The following is a 14,993-nucleotide window of genomic DNA, read 5'->3' on the forward strand; positions in this document are numbered from 1 at the left end:
CCGGGGTGTCTGGCGTCAGAAAACTATCGTCGCTAGTTTATGTGCCGGACGACGACGCCCCGCCCCCGGAGGAAGCGCGATGAAGGCATACGACGGCATGTACATCGGGGGCGCCTGGCGCCCGGCCGCCGGCCAGGACGTGATCGAGGTCGTGAACCCGGTCGACGAGCAGGTCATCGGCACGGTCCCGGCGGGCACCGCCCAGGACGTCGACACCGCCGTACGGGCCGCCCGCGCCGCCCTCGCGGGCTGGGCCGCGACCCCGCCCGCCGAGCGCGCGGCGCGCCTGGCCGCCCTCCGGGACGTGCTCGTGGCCCGCGCCGACGAGATCGCCGAGACGGTCACGGCCGAACTCGGCTCGCCCCTGAAGTTCTCCCAGGCCGTCCACGCGGGCGTGCCGATCGCCGTCGCGGGCTCCTACGCCGAGCTGGCGGCGACGTACGCCTTCGAGGAGAAGACCGGCAACTCGGTCGTGCACCACGAGCCGATCGGTGTCGTCGGCGCCATCACGCCCTGGAACTACCCCCTGCACCAGATCGTCGCCAAGGTCGCCCCGGCCCTCGCGGCGGGCTGCACGGTCGTCGTGAAGCCCGCCGAGGACACCCCGCTGGTCGCCCGCCTCTTCGCCGACGCGGTGCACGAGGCCGGGATCCCGGCGGGCGTCTTCAACCTGGTCACCGGCCTCGGCCCGGTCGCCGGCCAGGCCCTCGCCGAACACCCCGGCGTCGACCTGGTCTCCTTCACCGGCTCCACCGCCGTCGGCCGGCAGATCGCAGCGATCGCCGCCGGGCAGGTCAAGAAGGTCGCCCTCGAACTCGGCGGCAAGTCCGCCAACGTCATCCTGCCGACCGCCGACCTGGCCAAGGCGGTCAACGTCGGCGTCGCCAACGTCATGTCCAACTCCGGGCAGACCTGCAGCGCCTGGACGCGCATGCTCGTCCACCGCGAGCGGTACGACGAGGCCGTGGAACTCGCCGCCGAGGCCGCCGCCAAGTACGGCGACCGCATCGGCCCGGTCGTCAACGCCAAGCAGCAGGACCGGGTGCGCGGCTACATCGAGAAGGGCGTCGCGGAAGGCGCCCGCCTGGTCGCCGGCGGCCCCGACTCCCCGCGCGAGACCGGGTACTTCGTCAGCCCGACCGTCTTCGCCGACGTCACCGAGAACATGACCATCGCCCAGGAGGAGATCTTCGGCCCGGTCCTGTCGATCCTCCCCTACGACGACGAGGAGGACGCCCTGCGCATCGCCAACGGCACGGTCTACGGCCTGGCCGGCGCCGTCTGGGCCGGGGACGAGGCCGAGGCCGTGGCCTTCGCGCGCCGGATGGAGACCGGCCAGGTCGACATCAACGGCGGCCGGTTCAACCCCCTCGCGCCCTTCGGCGGTTACAAGCAGTCGGGCGTCGGCCGCGAGCTCGGTGTGCACGGCCTGGCCGAGTACCTCCAGACCAAGTCCCTCCAGTTCTAGAACCAGGGGAGTCCCTTCCGCCATGGCTGTCCGCGCCGCCGTTCTGCCCGCCGTCGGCTCCCCGCTGGAGATCACCGGCATCGACCTGCCCGACCCCGGACCCGGACAGGTCCGGATCCGGCTCGCCGCCGCCGGGGTCTGCCACTCCGACCTCTCCCTGTCCGACGGGACCATGCGTGTCCCCGTCCCCGCCGTCCTCGGCCACGAGGGCGCCGGCACGGTCGTCGCCGTCGGTGAGGGAGTCGGTCACGTCGCGCCCGGCGACGGAGTCGTCCTCAACTGGGCCCCGTCCTGCGGCGCCTGCCACGCCTGCTCGCTCGGCGAGGTCTGGCTGTGCGCCAACGCCCTGAAGGGCGCCGGCGACGTCTACGCCCGCACCGCCGAGGGCACCGACCTGCACCCCGGCCTGAACGTCGCCGCGTTCGCCGAGGAGACGGTCGTGTCCGCCGCCTGCGTCCTGCCCGTGCCCGAGGGCGTCCCGCTCACCGACGCGGCCCTCCTCGGCTGCGCCGTCCTCACCGGCTACGGCGCCGTCCACCACTCGGCCCAGGTCCGGCCGGGCGAGACGGTCGCGGTGTTCGGCGTCGGGGGAGTGGGCCTCGCCGCGCTCCAGGCCGCCCGGATCGCGGGCGCCTCGAAGATCGTCGCGGTCGACGTCTCCGCCGAGAAGGAGGAACTGGCCCGGGCGGCCGGCGCCACCGACTACGTCATCGCCTCGGAGAACACCGCCCGCGAGATCCGCGCCCTCACCGGCAAACAGGGCGTCGACGTCGCCGTGGAGTGCGCCGGCCGCGCGGTCAGCATCCGCACGGCCTGGGACTCCACCCGGCGCGGCGGACGCACCACGGTCGTCGGCATCGGCGGCGAGGACCAGCAGGTCACCTTCAACGCCCTGGAGATCTTCCACTGGGGCCGCACCCTCTCCGGCTGCGTCTACGGCAACTCCGACCCGGCCGAGGACCTCCCGGTGCTCGCCGAACACATCCGGGCGGGCCGCCTCGACCTGAGCGCGCTGGTGACGGAGCGGATCTCCCTGGAGGGCATCCCGGCCGCGTTCGAGAACATGCTGGCGGGCAAGGGCGGCCGGGCCCTGGTCGTCTTCTAGACCGGCTCTCCCGCCACCCCGGCCTCCGTGCGAGGCCGGGGCCTCAGGCATGCCCGCCCGCGCGGTCGGTGCCAAGTACAGGTAAAAGTCCTGGTGCGCGACCCGTTGACGTCCATACCGTCCGGTCAGTACGTTCCCGGAACCCGAGCCACCCCCCGTTCCGTCCCCGCACCCACCGGAGCGTGCACCGCATGGACACGGCACCTTCCGCTCAGCCCGCCTCCACCACCCCGGCCGCCGGCAACCGCCGCCGGGTCGCCACCGCGGCAGCGCTCGCCTCCGCCGTCGAGTGGTACGACTACTTCGTCTTCGGCATCGCCGCGGCCCTCGTCCTCGGCGATCTCTACTTCCCCGCGGGCAGCCCCACCGCCGGCGTCCTGGCCTCGTTCGCCACCTTCGCCGTCGGTTTCCTCGCCCGCCCCATCGGCGGCATCGTCGCCGGCCACCTCGGCGACAAGCGCGGCCGCAAGCCGATGCTGGTCCTCGCCCTCACCCTGATGGGCGTGGCCACCACCGGCATCGGCCTGCTGCCGACGTACGACACGATCGGCGTCGCGGCCCCGATCCTGCTGGTCCTCTTCCGCGTGCTGCAGGGCATCGCCGTAGGCGCCCAGTGGGGCGGCGCGATGCTGATGGCCACCGAGTACGCCCCCGAGGGCAAGCGCGGCATCTACGGCAGCTTCGTCCAGCTCGGCGTCCCCATCGGCGTGGTGACCGCCAACACGGTGTTCCTGCTGGCCGGCGCGTTCACCACCGACTCCGAGTTCGCGGCCTGGGCCTGGCGTGTGCCGTTCCTCGTCGGCCTGCTCGTCCTCGTGCTCGCCTGGTACATCCACACCCGCGTCGAGGAGACCCCCGAATTCCGGGAGGCGGAGAAGAAGCTGGCCGAGAAGGAGAAGGGCGAGCAGTCCTCTCCGCTGCGCACGATCCTGCGCGGCCACCTCGGTACGGTGCTCCTCGCCGGCGGTTCCTTCGCCGTGAACACGGCGACCTTCTACATCATCATCACCGGCGTGCTCGACTACACGACCCGCGAACTCGGCATGAAGAAGAGCGCCGTCCTCATGGTCTCGCTGTGCATCAGCCTCACCCAGCTGGTGCTGATCCCGGCTGCCGCCGCGCTCTCCGACAAGTTCGGCCGCATCCGGATCTACGCCCTCGGCGCGGTCGGCATCGCGCTGTGGGCCGTACCGCTCTTCCTGCTGATCGACACCGGCTCGCTGCTGTGGCTCGCGGTCGGCACGTTCGTCGCCAGCTGCTTCCTGAGCATCATGTACGGCCCCCAGGCCGCCCTGTTCGCGGAGCTGTTCACGCCCGAGATGCGCTACACCGGCGCCTCCCTCGGCTACCAGATCGCGGCCGTCGCCGGCGGCGGGCTCGCGCCCTTCGTCATGGTGCTGCTGCTGGAGGCGACGGGCACCTCGATGGCCGTGTCCGGCTACATCATCGTGCTCTCGGTGATCGCGCTGGTCTCGATCAAGGTCCTCGCGGACCGGGCCCGTGCGGCGGAAACGGCGGCGGAACCCGCCCCCGAGCCGGCGACGGAGGCCGAGTCAGCGGGCTGAGTCCGCGGCCTCCTCGGGCCGGGGCTCCGGAGCCGCTCCCGGAGCCCCGCCCCGAGCCGCCGCCCGCGACCGCGACCGCGACCGGGACACCGCGACACCCGCCAGGCACAGCACACCGCCGACCAGGGTGAGCAGCCCCGGCACCTCGCCGAGGAACAGCCAGGACATCAGGACGACCAGCGCGGGCGCCGCGTACGTCGTCGCGCCCATCCTGCTCGCGGTCGTCCGGGACAGGGCGTACGCCCACGTGGTGAAGGCGAGGGCGGTCGGGAAGACGCCCAGGTACACCATGTTGAGCGTCGCGGACGCCGGCGCGTCGGCGGCCTCCGCGACGAGCTGCCCGGCGAACGGCAGACACAGCACCGCGCCGACCAGACACCCGAACGTCGTCACCTGCAAGGGACTCGCCGAGCCCAGCGCGGGCTTCTGCGCCACGACGCCACCGGCGTACGCGACCGCCGCCAGCAGGCACAGCACCACCCCGAGCACCGAGGATCCGCCCTCGCCCGACATCGACAGCCCCACCGTCACGGCACCGGCGAACGACACCGCCATCCCCGCCAGCAGCCGCGGCGGCATCGGGTCCCCGAGCAGCCGGGCACCGAGCAGCGCGATCAGGATCGGCCCGGTGTTCACGACCAGGGCGGCGGTGCCCGCGTCGACCTGCTGCTCGCCCCAGTTGAGGGCGACCATGTAGAAGCCGAACCAGAGCACCCCCGATATCGCGATCCCGCGCCAGGCCCCGCGCGGCGGCCATCCCTCCCGCCGCACCAGACAGATCACCCCCAGCGCCAGCACCCCCGCCAGCAGCCGCCCCAGCGCCAACGCACCCGGCGAGTAAGCGTCCCCCGCACTGCGGATCGAGACGAACGCGGACGCCCACAACACGACGGTGACCGCGGCAGCACCTGCGGCCAGCAGCTCCGCCCGGCGGTCGGGGCGGGACGGGGAGGTGTTCATCATGCTCCAGAGGCTAGGAGTGGCGAAGGGCCGGACGCTCGCGGATTTCGGACGAGGGGTTCGGACGGGAGGGGAGCGGCGGTTCGGGCCGGGGGCCGAGGCTCGGGCGGTGCGGGTCGGCGCTTGAGGGCCGAGGGCGGGCCTCGGGTGGCGCGGCAGCCGGGGGCGTGCGGCCATGCCGGGCGCCCCGGCCAAGGCGCTGCGTCCCGTCGAGTGCGTGGTGGGCGGGGGCGCGTTGGCCGGTGCGCCCCCGCCGAAGGCCTGCGCCCCGGCCAGGGCGCTGTGTCCGGTGCGGTGCCCTGGCTGCGCCAGGCGATGCCTCCCAGGCCCCCCACCAAGGTGGGTGTGGGGTGGGCGGGGAGCGTGTCGGCGGGTGCGTCCCCGCCGAAGGCGCTGTGTCCGGTGCGGTGCCCTGGCTGCGCCATGCGATGCCTCCCGGGCCCTCACCAAGGCCCTGCGCCTCGGGCGTTGCGGTGGACGCGTGCGTCGTCGGTGTCGGTCGCCGTGCCACGGCTGAAGGCGCCGCAGGCCCGGCCAGGGATCAGCGCAGTGTCGCCGCCTCCACCCCCAGCAGCTCGAAGAGGGCCTGTTCACCGGCCGCCGTCACCTTCACCGCTCGCTCGGAGCCGATGCGGACGCACCAGCCCGTGTCCAGGGCGTGTCGGCACAGGGCCGCGCCCGCGACGCCCGCGAGGTGGGGGCGGCGTTCGGTCCAGTCCAGGCAGGCGCGTGCCAGGGGGCGTCTGCCACGCCGTTCGAGGCCGATGCCGGCCGAGGCGAACCAGGCCAGGCCCGTGTCGGTGAGTGCGAATCCGGTCTCCTGCTGCAGCAGCCCGCGGGCCGTCAACGCCTCGGTGACCGCGATGCCGAGCCGGCCGGCGAGATGGTCGTAGCAGGTGCGGCCCCGGGCCATCGCCGAGCCCGCGCTCGACTCCCGCAGGCTCCGCGGCCGTACGGCGGCCGTGCCCGGCGCGACCTGTGCGGCCAGGTCCTCCAACAGCTGCGCGACCCGCGCGTCTGCCAGCCGGACGTACCGGTGCCGGCCCTGGCGCTCCTCGGCGAGCAGCCCGCCCGCGACCAGCCTGCTCAGGTGCTCGCTCAGCGTCGACGCGGTGACCCCCGCGTGCCGCCCCAGCTCGCTCGCGGTCCACGCCCGCCCGTCGAGCAGCGCCAGCAGGCACGCGGCCCGGGTCTCGTCCGCGAACAGCCCGGCGAGCCGTGCCAGGCCGGTGGCCCGCGGATCCCTCGTCGTCATGGCCCCAGCATGGAACACGGACCGTTCGGCCGCCGCCGAAGTGTCCCTACGCGGTCCGCCGTACCTGCTCGTACTGCCCTGCCAGCCCGTCCAGCAGAGCCGTCAGCCCCGTCTCGAAGGCCCGCTCGTCGATCTTCTCCTGCTGCTCGGCGAGGAGATGGGCCTGCTGGAGATGGGGGTAGTCGGCGGGGTCGTAGGCGCTCGCGTCGTCCACGAAGCCCCCGGCGAAGGAGCCGAGCGCGGAACCCATCACGAAGTACCGCATCAGCGCGCCGATGGACGTGGCCTGCGCCGGCGGCCAGCCCGCGGCGACCATCGCGCCGTAGACCGCGTCCGCGAGGCGCAGTCCCGCCGGGCGGCGGCCGGGGCCGCGGGCCAGCACCGGCACGATGTTCGGATGGTCGCGCAGCGCGGCCCGGTAGGAGACGGCCCAGTCGTGCAGCGCGGTCCGCCAGTCGCGGCCGTCCTCGAACATCGTCAGATCCACCTGGCCGCTCACCGAGTCGGCGACCGCCTCCAGGATCTCGTCCTTGGTGCGGAAGTGGTTGTAGAGCGAGGGCCCGCTGACGCCCAGTTCGGCGGCGAGCCTGCGCGTGGAGACGGCCGCCAGGCCCTCCGCGTCCACGAGCGCGCGGGCCGTCTCGACGATCCGGTCGGTGGAGAGCAAGGGCTTGCGCGGTCGGGCCATGGCGCACATAGTAGGGCTGCCGACGGAAACTAGCAGTGCTAATTAAAATGTACCGTGTTCAAGTGGGGTGCCTGTGGTGAACCTGGAGCTCAGCGAGGAACAGACCGCCATGCGGCAGCTCGCCCGGGACTTTGTCGAGCGCGAGATCACCCCGAACGTCATCGCCTGGGACCGCGCCGAGGAAGTCGACCGCGGAGTCGTCAAGAAGCTCGGCGAGGTCGGCTTCCTGGGCCTGGCCGTCGACGAGGAGTACGGCGGCTCAGGCGGCGACCACCTCGCGTACTGCCTGGTCACGGAGGAACTGGGCCGGGGCGACTCGTCCGTGCGCGGCGTCGTCTCCGTCTCGCTGGGGCTCGTCGCCAAGACCGTCGCCGCCTGGGGGAGCGAGGAGCAGAAGCGGCGGTGGCTGCCGGGGCTCACCGCCGGCGAGGCGGTCGGCTGCTTCGGCCTGACCGAGCCGGGCACGGGCTCGGACGCGGGCAACCTCGCGACCCGGGCCGTACGCGACGGCGACGACTACGTCATCAACGGCACCAAGATGTTCATCACCAACGGCACCTGGGCCGACGTCGTCCTGCTCTTCGCCCGCTCCACGGACGCCCCCGGCCACAAGGGCGTCTCCGCCTTCCTGGTCCCCACCGACACTCCTGGCCTGACGCGCCGCACGATCCACGGCAAGCTCGGGCTGCGCGGCCAGACCACGGCCGAACTGGTGCTGGAGGACGTACGCGTGCCCGCCTCGGCGCTGCTGGGGGAGGAGGGCAAGGGCTTCTCGATCGCCATGTCCGCCCTCGCCAAGGGCCGGATGTCGGTCGCCGCCGGCTGTGTCGGCATAGCCCAGGCCGCACTGGACGCGGCGGTGCGCTACGCGGGCGAGCGCGAGCAGTTCGGGAAGCCCATCGCCGGGCACCAGCTCGTCCAGGAGCTGATCAGCGACATCGCCGTGGACGTCGACGCAGCCCGGCTGCTGACCTGGCGGGTCGCCGATCTGATCGACCGGGGTCAGCCGTTCGCCGTCGAGTCCTCCAAGGCCAAGCTGTTCGCCTCGGAGGCGGCCGTCCGCGCCGCGAACAACGCGCTCCAGGTCTTCGGCGGCTACGGCTACATCGACGAGTACCCGGCGGGCAAGCTGCTGCGGGACGCCCGCGTGATGACCCTCTACGAGGGCACCAGCCAGATCCAGAAACTGGTCATCGGGCGGGCGCTGACAGGGGTTTCGGCGTTCTGAGTACCTTCCTGAGTACCTCGGCGGATGTGGCGCGGGCCACTTCGGCCGAAGCTTGGCCCCATGAGTGACACACCGGGCAAGCAGAACACCGCGGCCTTCTACGGCCAGGCCGTCGCCTCCTTCGCCGTCGCCATGGCGGCCACCGCCATCGGCATCTACCAGCTCAGCGCCGACGCCTGGGTCCGCGGCTTCCTCGCCATCGCCGTCCTGTACCTGGTCACCTCCGCCTTCACCCTGGCCAAGGTGATCCGGGACCGGCAGGACGGGGCTTCGGCGCCCACCTACACCCCCTTCGAGAAGCACTGAGCGGTCGCGGGGCCGAACGCGCACTAAGCGCCCGCTCACCTTCGGCGGTATGGTGGTGCACCTGCCAGTGGAGAGGGGCACGTGATGGGTACGGCGGAGGAGACGGCCGGCGGCGAGGCGCAGGCGTGGGGCGAGGTCACGCCCGACGCGGCGCGACGGCTGCTGATCGCCGCGGTGGAGGCCTTCGCCGAGCGCGGGTACCACGCCACGACGACCCGTGACATCGCGGGCCGCGCCGGAATGAGCCCGGCCGCGCTCTACATCCACTACAAGACCAAGGAAGAGCTGCTGCACCGCATCAGCAGGATCGGGCACGCGAAGGCCCTGGAGATCCTGCGGACGGCGGCCCGGCGCGAGGGCAGCGCCCGCGAGCGCCTGGCCGACGCGGTCAGCTCCTTCGTCCGCTGGCACGCCGGCGGGCGCACCACGGCCCGGGTCGTCCAGTACGAGCTGGACTCGCTCGGGCCGGACGCCCGGGCCGAGATCCTCGCGCTGCGCCGGCAGTGCGACGACGAGGTGCACGCGGTCATCGTGGACGGCGTGGCGTCGGGCGAGTTCGATGTGCTCGACGTCAAGGGGACCACCCTCGCGGTGCTCTCCCTCTGCATCGACGTGGCCCGCTGGTTCAACGTCGACGGGCCCTGGACGCCGGACGAGGTCGGCGCGCTGTACGCCGACCTCGTGCTGCGGATGGTCGGAGCCGGGGAGCCGGCGCCGGCTCAGAAGTAGTAGCGCGCCACGGACTCGGCGACGCAGACGGGCTTGTCGCCGCCCTCGCGCTCCAGCGTGAAGGCGACGGTGACCTGGACGCCGCCGGTCACGTCCTCGACGCCGGTGATCGTGGCGGTCGCGCGCAGCCGGGAGCCGACCGGCACGGGCGCGGGGAAACGCACCTTGTTCGTGCCGTAGTTGACGCCCATCTTCACGCCCTCGACCGCGATCAGCTGCGGCCCGAAGAGGGGGAGCAGCGACAGGGTCAGATAGCCGTGCGCGATGGTCGTGCCGAACGGGCCCGCGGCGGCCTTCTCGGGGTCGACGTGGATCCACTGGTGGTCACCGGTGGCCTCCGCGAAGAGGTCGACCCGCTTCTGGTCGATGTCGAGCCAGTCGGTGTACCCGAGCTGTTCGCCCACCGCCGACTTCAGGTCGTCGACGGACGTGAAGATCCTCGGCTCTGCCATGTCCCGGCCTCTCGCATGTCAGGGATGCTGATGTCTCTACTTCTCTAAGCGACTGCTTAGCATGGTCGGCCGCGGGGGGTCGTGTCAACGGACTGGGTAGGGTTCGATGGGTGCCCCAGATTCCAGAGCAGATCCATGAGCTCACGGTCGGCCAGCTCGCGGCGCGCAGCGGCGCGGCCGTCTCCGCGCTGCACTTCTACGAGTCCAAGGGCCTGATCGGCAGCCGCCGGACCTCCGGCAACCAGCGCCGCTACTCACGTGACACGCTCCGCCGGGTCGCCTTCATCAGGGCCGCGCAACGGGTCGGCATCCCGCTGGCGACGATCCGCGAGGCACTGGCGGAACTCCCCGAGGAGCGCACGCCGACCAGGGAGGACTGGGCGCACCTCTCGGAAGCCTGGCGCTCCGAACTGGACGAGCGCATCGCCCAACTGAACCGCCTGCGCGACCACCTCACCGACTGCATCGGCTGCGGCTGCCTCTCCCTCGAAGGCTGCGTCCTCTCCAACCCGGACGACGCCTTCGGCGAACGCCGCACAGGCTCCCGCCTGATGGTGGACAAGAACCGCGCATAGCCAGAGCTGCGGGCATGCGTGCCTCCCCCAGTGCCTTAAGGGCCTGGGAGGTGCCCCCAGGGCGGCACGGGTGGGCGGTGGGGGTCCCCCCGCTCGAGCGAAGCCGAGAGTGGGGGAGGCACCCCGCTCCGCCGGGCTGCGCACCCCCCGCCCCCAGCCTCAACGCCGAGCACCCGCCGCCCGACCAAGCGCGTACTCACCCAACCCCGCCAAAACCAACTCCGCATTGGACCGAGCCCGCCCCCCACCCGGCAACACCAGCACATCCTCAAGCCCGACCCGAGCCCCCACCCCCAACCGCCCCGCGAGCCGCAGCACAGGCCAAGCACCCCCGTCCTCCCCGTGCAACAACACAGGACGGCCATGGGCGGAACCGATCTCGGACAGCAACCCCCGCGCAGAGGCAACGGCACTCCCCGCATCCGTGTCCGTCACCTCGGCCAGCACCCGCAAAACCCTCGGCCCCAGCGAAGACGCGGCAAACCGCTCCGCCCCGTCCGTCCCCGACCAGATCCCCGCCTCCACCCCCACCCCGAGATCGAGAAGCGCGGCGGCCACCTCCTCCGCCCCCGGCTCATGCCAGTTGACCGAAGCGTGGTCGGGCAGCACCGTCCACCCCCGGACACGCTCCACCCTGGCGGCGGGGTCCGGCTCAGCCCACGCCCCCGTCGTCACCCCGACCGGCACCGACACCCGCGCCCGAATCGCCTCCAGCGTCACCGCGAGCACGCGCGGCGACAGCGTGTCCCGTCCGCACGGCGTCTTGGGGTGAACATGGATGTCCGTGGCCCCGGCCGCGACGGCCTCCGCCGCGGACTCGGCCATCGCCTCGGGCGTCAGCGGCACCGCCGCACCGTCGGCGGCTCCCCGCGCCCCGTTCAGACACACCTGCACCATGTCCCGATGGTGCCAGTCACCACTGACAACCGGCCCCGGCGGCGACAGTGGGGGTGCGGCATCCCCGGCGCACCCCCCGCGCACCCGCGTTCGTCAAGCCGACATCAACAGTGGCCTCGCCCGCCTGGCGAACGCCAGGGACTCGGGCGTGAGCACGGGACGCGGCACCAGGATTCCGCAGTCCGTGCAGACCGGACCCGCCGATGGTTCGTGGTCCAGGTCGTACTTCCAGGCGAGTTGCCCCCCGCCGCACACCGGGCACGCCGAGCCCGGTTCGCGCTCCAGCGCGGCGATCAGCCGGCGCAGTACCTCGGCCAGCGGTTCACGGGGATGGACCGCCGGATCGTCGCACCACGCCACACCGAACCCGCCCCAGGTCAGCCGGTGCCAGTCGTCCACACTGCCCGGCCGGCGCAGTCCGTCGTGCTTCTCCTTCTTGCGGCGCTCGGCGAAGTCGACCTCGTAGGCCAGCCAGACCGCCCGCGCCTCTTCCAGTTCGTCCAGTGCGGCCACGAGCCGCACTGGATCGGGGGAGCGGTCCTCGGGACCGAACCCTGCCCGGGAGCACAAATGGTCCCAGGTCGCCCTGTGCCCGTAAGGGGCGAACCTCTCAAGGCACTTGCGCAGCGAATAGCGCCGCAATGCGAGATCGCACCGCGGATCGCGGACCTGTCTCGCCAGACTCCGGAAACCGGCCATCGTCCTGCACCTCCGTCACACCTGCACCTGTAATCCGGTCACTTCGGCGTCGTCGTACGGACGTCGCCGAATAGACGTATCGACAAGCGAATCGGCTCCATCCGATTTCAAATGCCCTCCATAAGCCGTCCTAAGGGGCTCGCGAGTCGACTGCCGTGGTCCGTGTGCCTGTTGTGCTGACTCCAAGAAGTGACGCTTGTTCATCTTCAAAGCCGGGGATACCGGCGGTAACATCCGGCCACCCCCTCGCGAGGAGCCCCCCATGCCACGGCGTACCCCACGCACCGCTCTCGGCAGAATGAGAACTCCCCGGGGAATCCCCGGGTTCCTGAAGACCGCTTCGGTATGCGCCCTGATCGCAGGACTTTTGTCGCCGCTCGCCCCGGCGGCCGCCTCGGAAACAGCGACCGCGCAGGTCGCGGCCTCGGTGAACGACTACTGCGGCAACCAGTGTTCGGACATTCTTCCGCCCGGCCAGAACGGCAACGCCACCCTCGCCCAGATCCTCCTCAATCAGGCCTTCGGCACCCAGCCCGAGCACGCCGAGGACCAGCTCGGGCCCTACGCGAACCTCGCCAAGGGCTACACCGGCCTCACTAACGACAAGATCAACGACTTCTTCAACGACGCCTCCTTCGGGGTCCCGGCGGACCAGGTCGCCTCCACCGTCAAGCCCGCCGGGCGGGCCGATGTGACGATCGTCCGTGACAAGAAGACGGGTGTGCCGCACATCACCGGCACTACCCGGTACGGCACCGAGTTCGGGGCCGGCTACGCGGCCGCCCAGGACCGGCTCTGGCTGATGGACGTCTTCCGCCATGTCGGGCGCGGCCGGCTCACCGCATTCGCCGGCGGCGCGCCCTCCAACCAGGGATTGGAACAGCAGTTCTGGCGGCACGCCCCGTACACCGAGGCCGATCTGCAGGCGCAGATCGACAACGCCGTCGCCACGGGCGGCGAGCGCGGCAAGCAGGCCCTCGCCGACGCCACGGCCTATCTCGACGGCATCAACTCCTACATCGACGCTTCCGACAGCGGCCGCTACTTCCCCGGCGAGTACGTCCTCACCGGCCACAAGGACTCCGTCACCAACGCCGGGACGATCGAGCACTTCAAGATCACCGACCTGGTCGCGCTGGGCTCGGTCATCGGCGCGCTGTTCGGTTCCGGCGGGGGCGGCGAGGTCAACAACGCGCTCTCGCTGCTGGCCGCCCAGGAGAAGTACGGCGTGGCCGAGGGCACCAAGGTCTGGGAGTCGTTCCGCGAGCGCAACGACCCGGAGGCCGTCCTCACCGTCCACGACGGCAGCTTCCCGTACGCGACCAAGCCCGACGATCCGCAGGGCACGGCCCTGCCCGACGCCGGCTCGGTGGAGCCCGAGCCGCTCGTGTACGACCGCACCGGCAGCGCCGCGACGGCCGGTGCCACCGGCGCCTCCGGCGAGGCGGCGAAGACGGCCCTGTCGTCCGCCAAGCGGGGCATGTCCAACGCCCTCGTGGTCGGCGGCGAGCACACCGCCAGCGGCCACCCCGTCGCCGTGTTCGGCCCGCAGACCGGCTACTTCGCCCCGCAGTTGCTGCTGCTCCAGGAGATCCAGGGCCCGGGCATCAGCGCCCGCGGCGCCTCCTTCGCGGGCCTGAGCATGTACGTGGAACTCGGCCGGGGCCAGGACTACGCGTGGAGCGCCACGACCTCCGGCCAGGACATCATCGACACCTACGCCGTCGAACTGTGCCAGGACGACCACCACTACTTGTACCGCGGCACCTGCACGCCGATGGAGAAGATCGAGCAGAAGAACGCCTGGAAGCCCACCACCGCCGACGGCACCGCGGCCGGCTCGTACACGATGCGCGTCTGGCGCACGAAGTACGGCCCGGTCGAATACCGCGCGACGGTCGGCGGCAAGAAGGTCGCCTACACCACCCTGCGCTCGTCCTTCATGCACGAGGCCGACTCCATCATCGGCTTCCAGATGCTGAACGACCCCGGCTACGTCAAGGGCCCGGAGTCCTTCCAGAAGGCGGTGCAGCACATCAACTACACCTTCAACTGGTTCTACGCCGACTCCGAGCACACCGCGTACTACAACAGCGGAGACAACCCGGTGCGCGCGAACGGCGTCGACGCCGAGTTCCCGGTGTGGGCGCGGCCGGCGTACGAGTGGCGGGGCTGGGACCCGGCGGCCAACACGGCCGACTACACCCCGCCCTCCGCCCACCCGAACTCGATCGACCAGGACTACTACATCTCCTGGAACAACAAGCAGGCCAAGGACTACACGACCGCGCCCTGGGGCAACGGGTCCGTGCACCGTGGCAACCTCCTGGAGGACCGGGTGAAGAAGCTGGTCCGGCAGGGCGGGGTGACCCGGGCCTCGCTGGTGAAGGCCATGGCCGACGCGGGGACGGCCGATCTGCGGGCGGAGGACGTCCTGCCCAGGCTGCTGAAGGTCGTCACGAGTTCGCCGGTCACCGACTCCGCCACCGCCGCTGCCGTCGGCAAGCTCCAGGCCTGGGTCGCGGCAGGCGGCAAGCGCACCGAGACCTCGGCCGGCTCCAAGAAGTACGCCGACGCCGACGCGATCCGCATCCTGGACGCCTGGTGGCCGCTGCTGGTCAAGGCCGAGTTCGAACCGGGCCTCGGCAGTGAGCTGTACGAGGCCATGACCGCGAACCTGCCCGTCGACGAGTCCCCGTCGGCCGCCCACGGCCCGACCGGCTCGCACGCCGGAAGCTCCTTCCAGTACGGCTGGTGGAGCTATGTCGACAAGGACCTCCGGGCCGTGCTCGGCGAGCAGGTGCAGGGGCCGCTGGCCAGGAAGTACTGCGGCGACGGCAGCCTCGGCGCCTGCCGCGACACCCTCGTCGGCACCCTGAAGGAGGCGGCCGGAAAGACCGCCGCCCAGGTCTACCCCGGCGACGACCAGTGCGCGGCGGGCGACCAGTGGTGTGCCGACTCGGTCATCCATCGCACCCTCGGCGGTATCAAGCACGGCAAGATCAGCTGGCAGAACCGGCCGACCTACCAGCAGGTCGTGGAGTTCACCTCGCACCGGTGACCCGG

Annotated in this window: 14 protein-coding genes; 8 read left to right on the plus strand and 6 right to left on the minus strand. The window is 71.9% G+C overall.

Annotation, left to right across the window (positions count from 1 at the left end):
• The first annotated feature begins 79 nt into the window (after positions 1-79).
• From KJK29_RS30750 to KJK29_RS30760, 3 genes are all read left to right on the plus strand, one after another.
• Entirely contained in the window at positions 80-1,468 is a 1,389-nt protein-coding gene (locus tag KJK29_RS30750) for an aldehyde dehydrogenase family protein (RefSeq protein ID WP_215122437.1), read from the plus strand.
• 22 nt (positions 1,469-1,490) lie between these two features.
• The gene (locus tag KJK29_RS30755) at positions 1,491-2,573 is read left to right on the plus strand and encodes a Zn-dependent alcohol dehydrogenase (protein ID WP_215122438.1); all 1,083 of its coding nucleotides are present in this window, start codon (positions 1,491-1,493) and stop codon (positions 2,571-2,573) included.
• Positions 2,574-2,764: 191 nt separating this feature from the next.
• The gene (locus tag KJK29_RS30760) at positions 2,765-4,138 is read left to right on the plus strand and encodes an MFS transporter (RefSeq protein ID WP_215122439.1); all 1,374 of its coding nucleotides are present in this window, start codon (positions 2,765-2,767) and stop codon (positions 4,136-4,138) included.
• Here the strand turns inward: KJK29_RS30760 and KJK29_RS30765 are convergent.
• The 3 genes from KJK29_RS30765 to KJK29_RS30775 form a co-directional block, all read right to left on the minus strand.
• The gene (locus KJK29_RS30765) at positions 4,127-5,101 is read right to left on the minus strand and encodes a DMT family transporter (RefSeq protein WP_370869168.1); all 975 of its coding nucleotides are present in this window, start codon (positions 5,099-5,101) and stop codon (positions 4,127-4,129) included. The genes KJK29_RS30760 and KJK29_RS30765 overlap by 12 nt on opposite strands.
• 538 nt (positions 5,102-5,639) lie before the next feature.
• On the minus strand, positions 5,640-6,353 hold the full coding sequence (locus KJK29_RS30770; protein ID WP_215122440.1) for an ArsR/SmtB family transcription factor: 714 nt from the start codon (positions 6,351-6,353) through the stop codon (positions 5,640-5,642).
• A 46-nt stretch (positions 6,354-6,399) separates the two neighbouring features.
• Entirely contained in the window at positions 6,400-7,041 is a 642-nt protein-coding gene (locus KJK29_RS30775; protein ID WP_215122441.1) for a TetR/AcrR family transcriptional regulator, read from the minus strand.
• Positions 7,042-7,117: 76 nt separating this feature from the next.
• Between KJK29_RS30775 and KJK29_RS30780 the strand changes: the two genes are divergently transcribed.
• The 3 genes from KJK29_RS30780 (at position 7,118) to KJK29_RS30790 (ending at position 9,304) form a co-directional block, all read left to right on the plus strand.
• Positions 7,118-8,269: an acyl-CoA dehydrogenase family protein gene (locus KJK29_RS30780; RefSeq protein WP_215122442.1), complete on the plus strand. Its 1,152-nt coding sequence runs from the start codon at positions 7,118-7,120 to the stop codon at positions 8,267-8,269.
• Positions 8,270-8,329: 60 nt separating this feature from the next.
• Positions 8,330-8,575: a YiaA/YiaB family inner membrane protein gene (locus KJK29_RS30785; RefSeq protein ID WP_215122443.1), complete on the plus strand. Its 246-nt coding sequence runs from the start codon at positions 8,330-8,332 to the stop codon at positions 8,573-8,575.
• A gap of 84 nt (positions 8,576-8,659) precedes the next feature.
• Positions 8,660-9,304, plus strand: a complete 645-nt coding sequence (locus tag KJK29_RS30790) for a TetR/AcrR family transcriptional regulator (RefSeq protein WP_215122444.1) — start codon at positions 8,660-8,662, stop codon at positions 9,302-9,304.
• Here KJK29_RS30790 and KJK29_RS30795 read toward each other — a convergent pair.
• Positions 9,295-9,756, minus strand: coding sequence for a MaoC family dehydratase (locus tag KJK29_RS30795; protein WP_215122445.1), 462 nt, complete (start codon positions 9,754-9,756; stop codon positions 9,295-9,297). The genes KJK29_RS30790 and KJK29_RS30795 overlap by 10 nt on opposite strands.
• 110 nt (positions 9,757-9,866) lie before the next feature.
• On the opposite strand from KJK29_RS30795, the gene soxR reads away from it, so the two are divergent.
• Positions 9,867-10,331 (plus strand): redox-sensitive transcriptional activator SoxR, encoded by a 465-nt coding sequence (gene soxR, locus KJK29_RS30800; RefSeq protein WP_215122446.1) that lies wholly within the window; start codon positions 9,867-9,869, stop codon positions 10,329-10,331.
• A 159-nt stretch (positions 10,332-10,490) separates the two neighbouring features.
• Here the strand turns inward: soxR and KJK29_RS30805 are convergent, their stop codons facing one another.
• Both KJK29_RS30805 and KJK29_RS30810 read right to left on the minus strand, forming a co-directional pair.
• On the minus strand, positions 10,491-11,228 hold the full coding sequence (locus KJK29_RS30805) for a 3-keto-5-aminohexanoate cleavage protein (protein ID WP_215122447.1): 738 nt from the start codon (positions 11,226-11,228) through the stop codon (positions 10,491-10,493).
• A gap of 93 nt (positions 11,229-11,321) precedes the next feature.
• On the minus strand, positions 11,322-11,927 hold the full coding sequence (locus KJK29_RS30810; protein WP_215122448.1) for a hypothetical protein: 606 nt from the start codon (positions 11,925-11,927) through the stop codon (positions 11,322-11,324).
• Positions 11,928-12,189: 262 nt separating this feature from the next.
• On the opposite strand from KJK29_RS30810, the gene KJK29_RS30815 reads away from it, so the two are divergent.
• On the plus strand, positions 12,190-14,988 hold the full coding sequence (locus KJK29_RS30815; protein WP_215122449.1) for a penicillin acylase family protein: 2,799 nt from the start codon (positions 12,190-12,192) through the stop codon (positions 14,986-14,988).
• The last annotated feature ends 5 nt before the right edge of the window (positions 14,989-14,993 follow it).

The sequence above is a fragment of the Streptomyces koelreuteriae genome (genome assembly GCF_018604545.1).
Taxonomy (GTDB): domain Bacteria; phylum Actinomycetota; class Actinomycetes; order Streptomycetales; family Streptomycetaceae; genus Streptomyces; species Streptomyces koelreuteriae.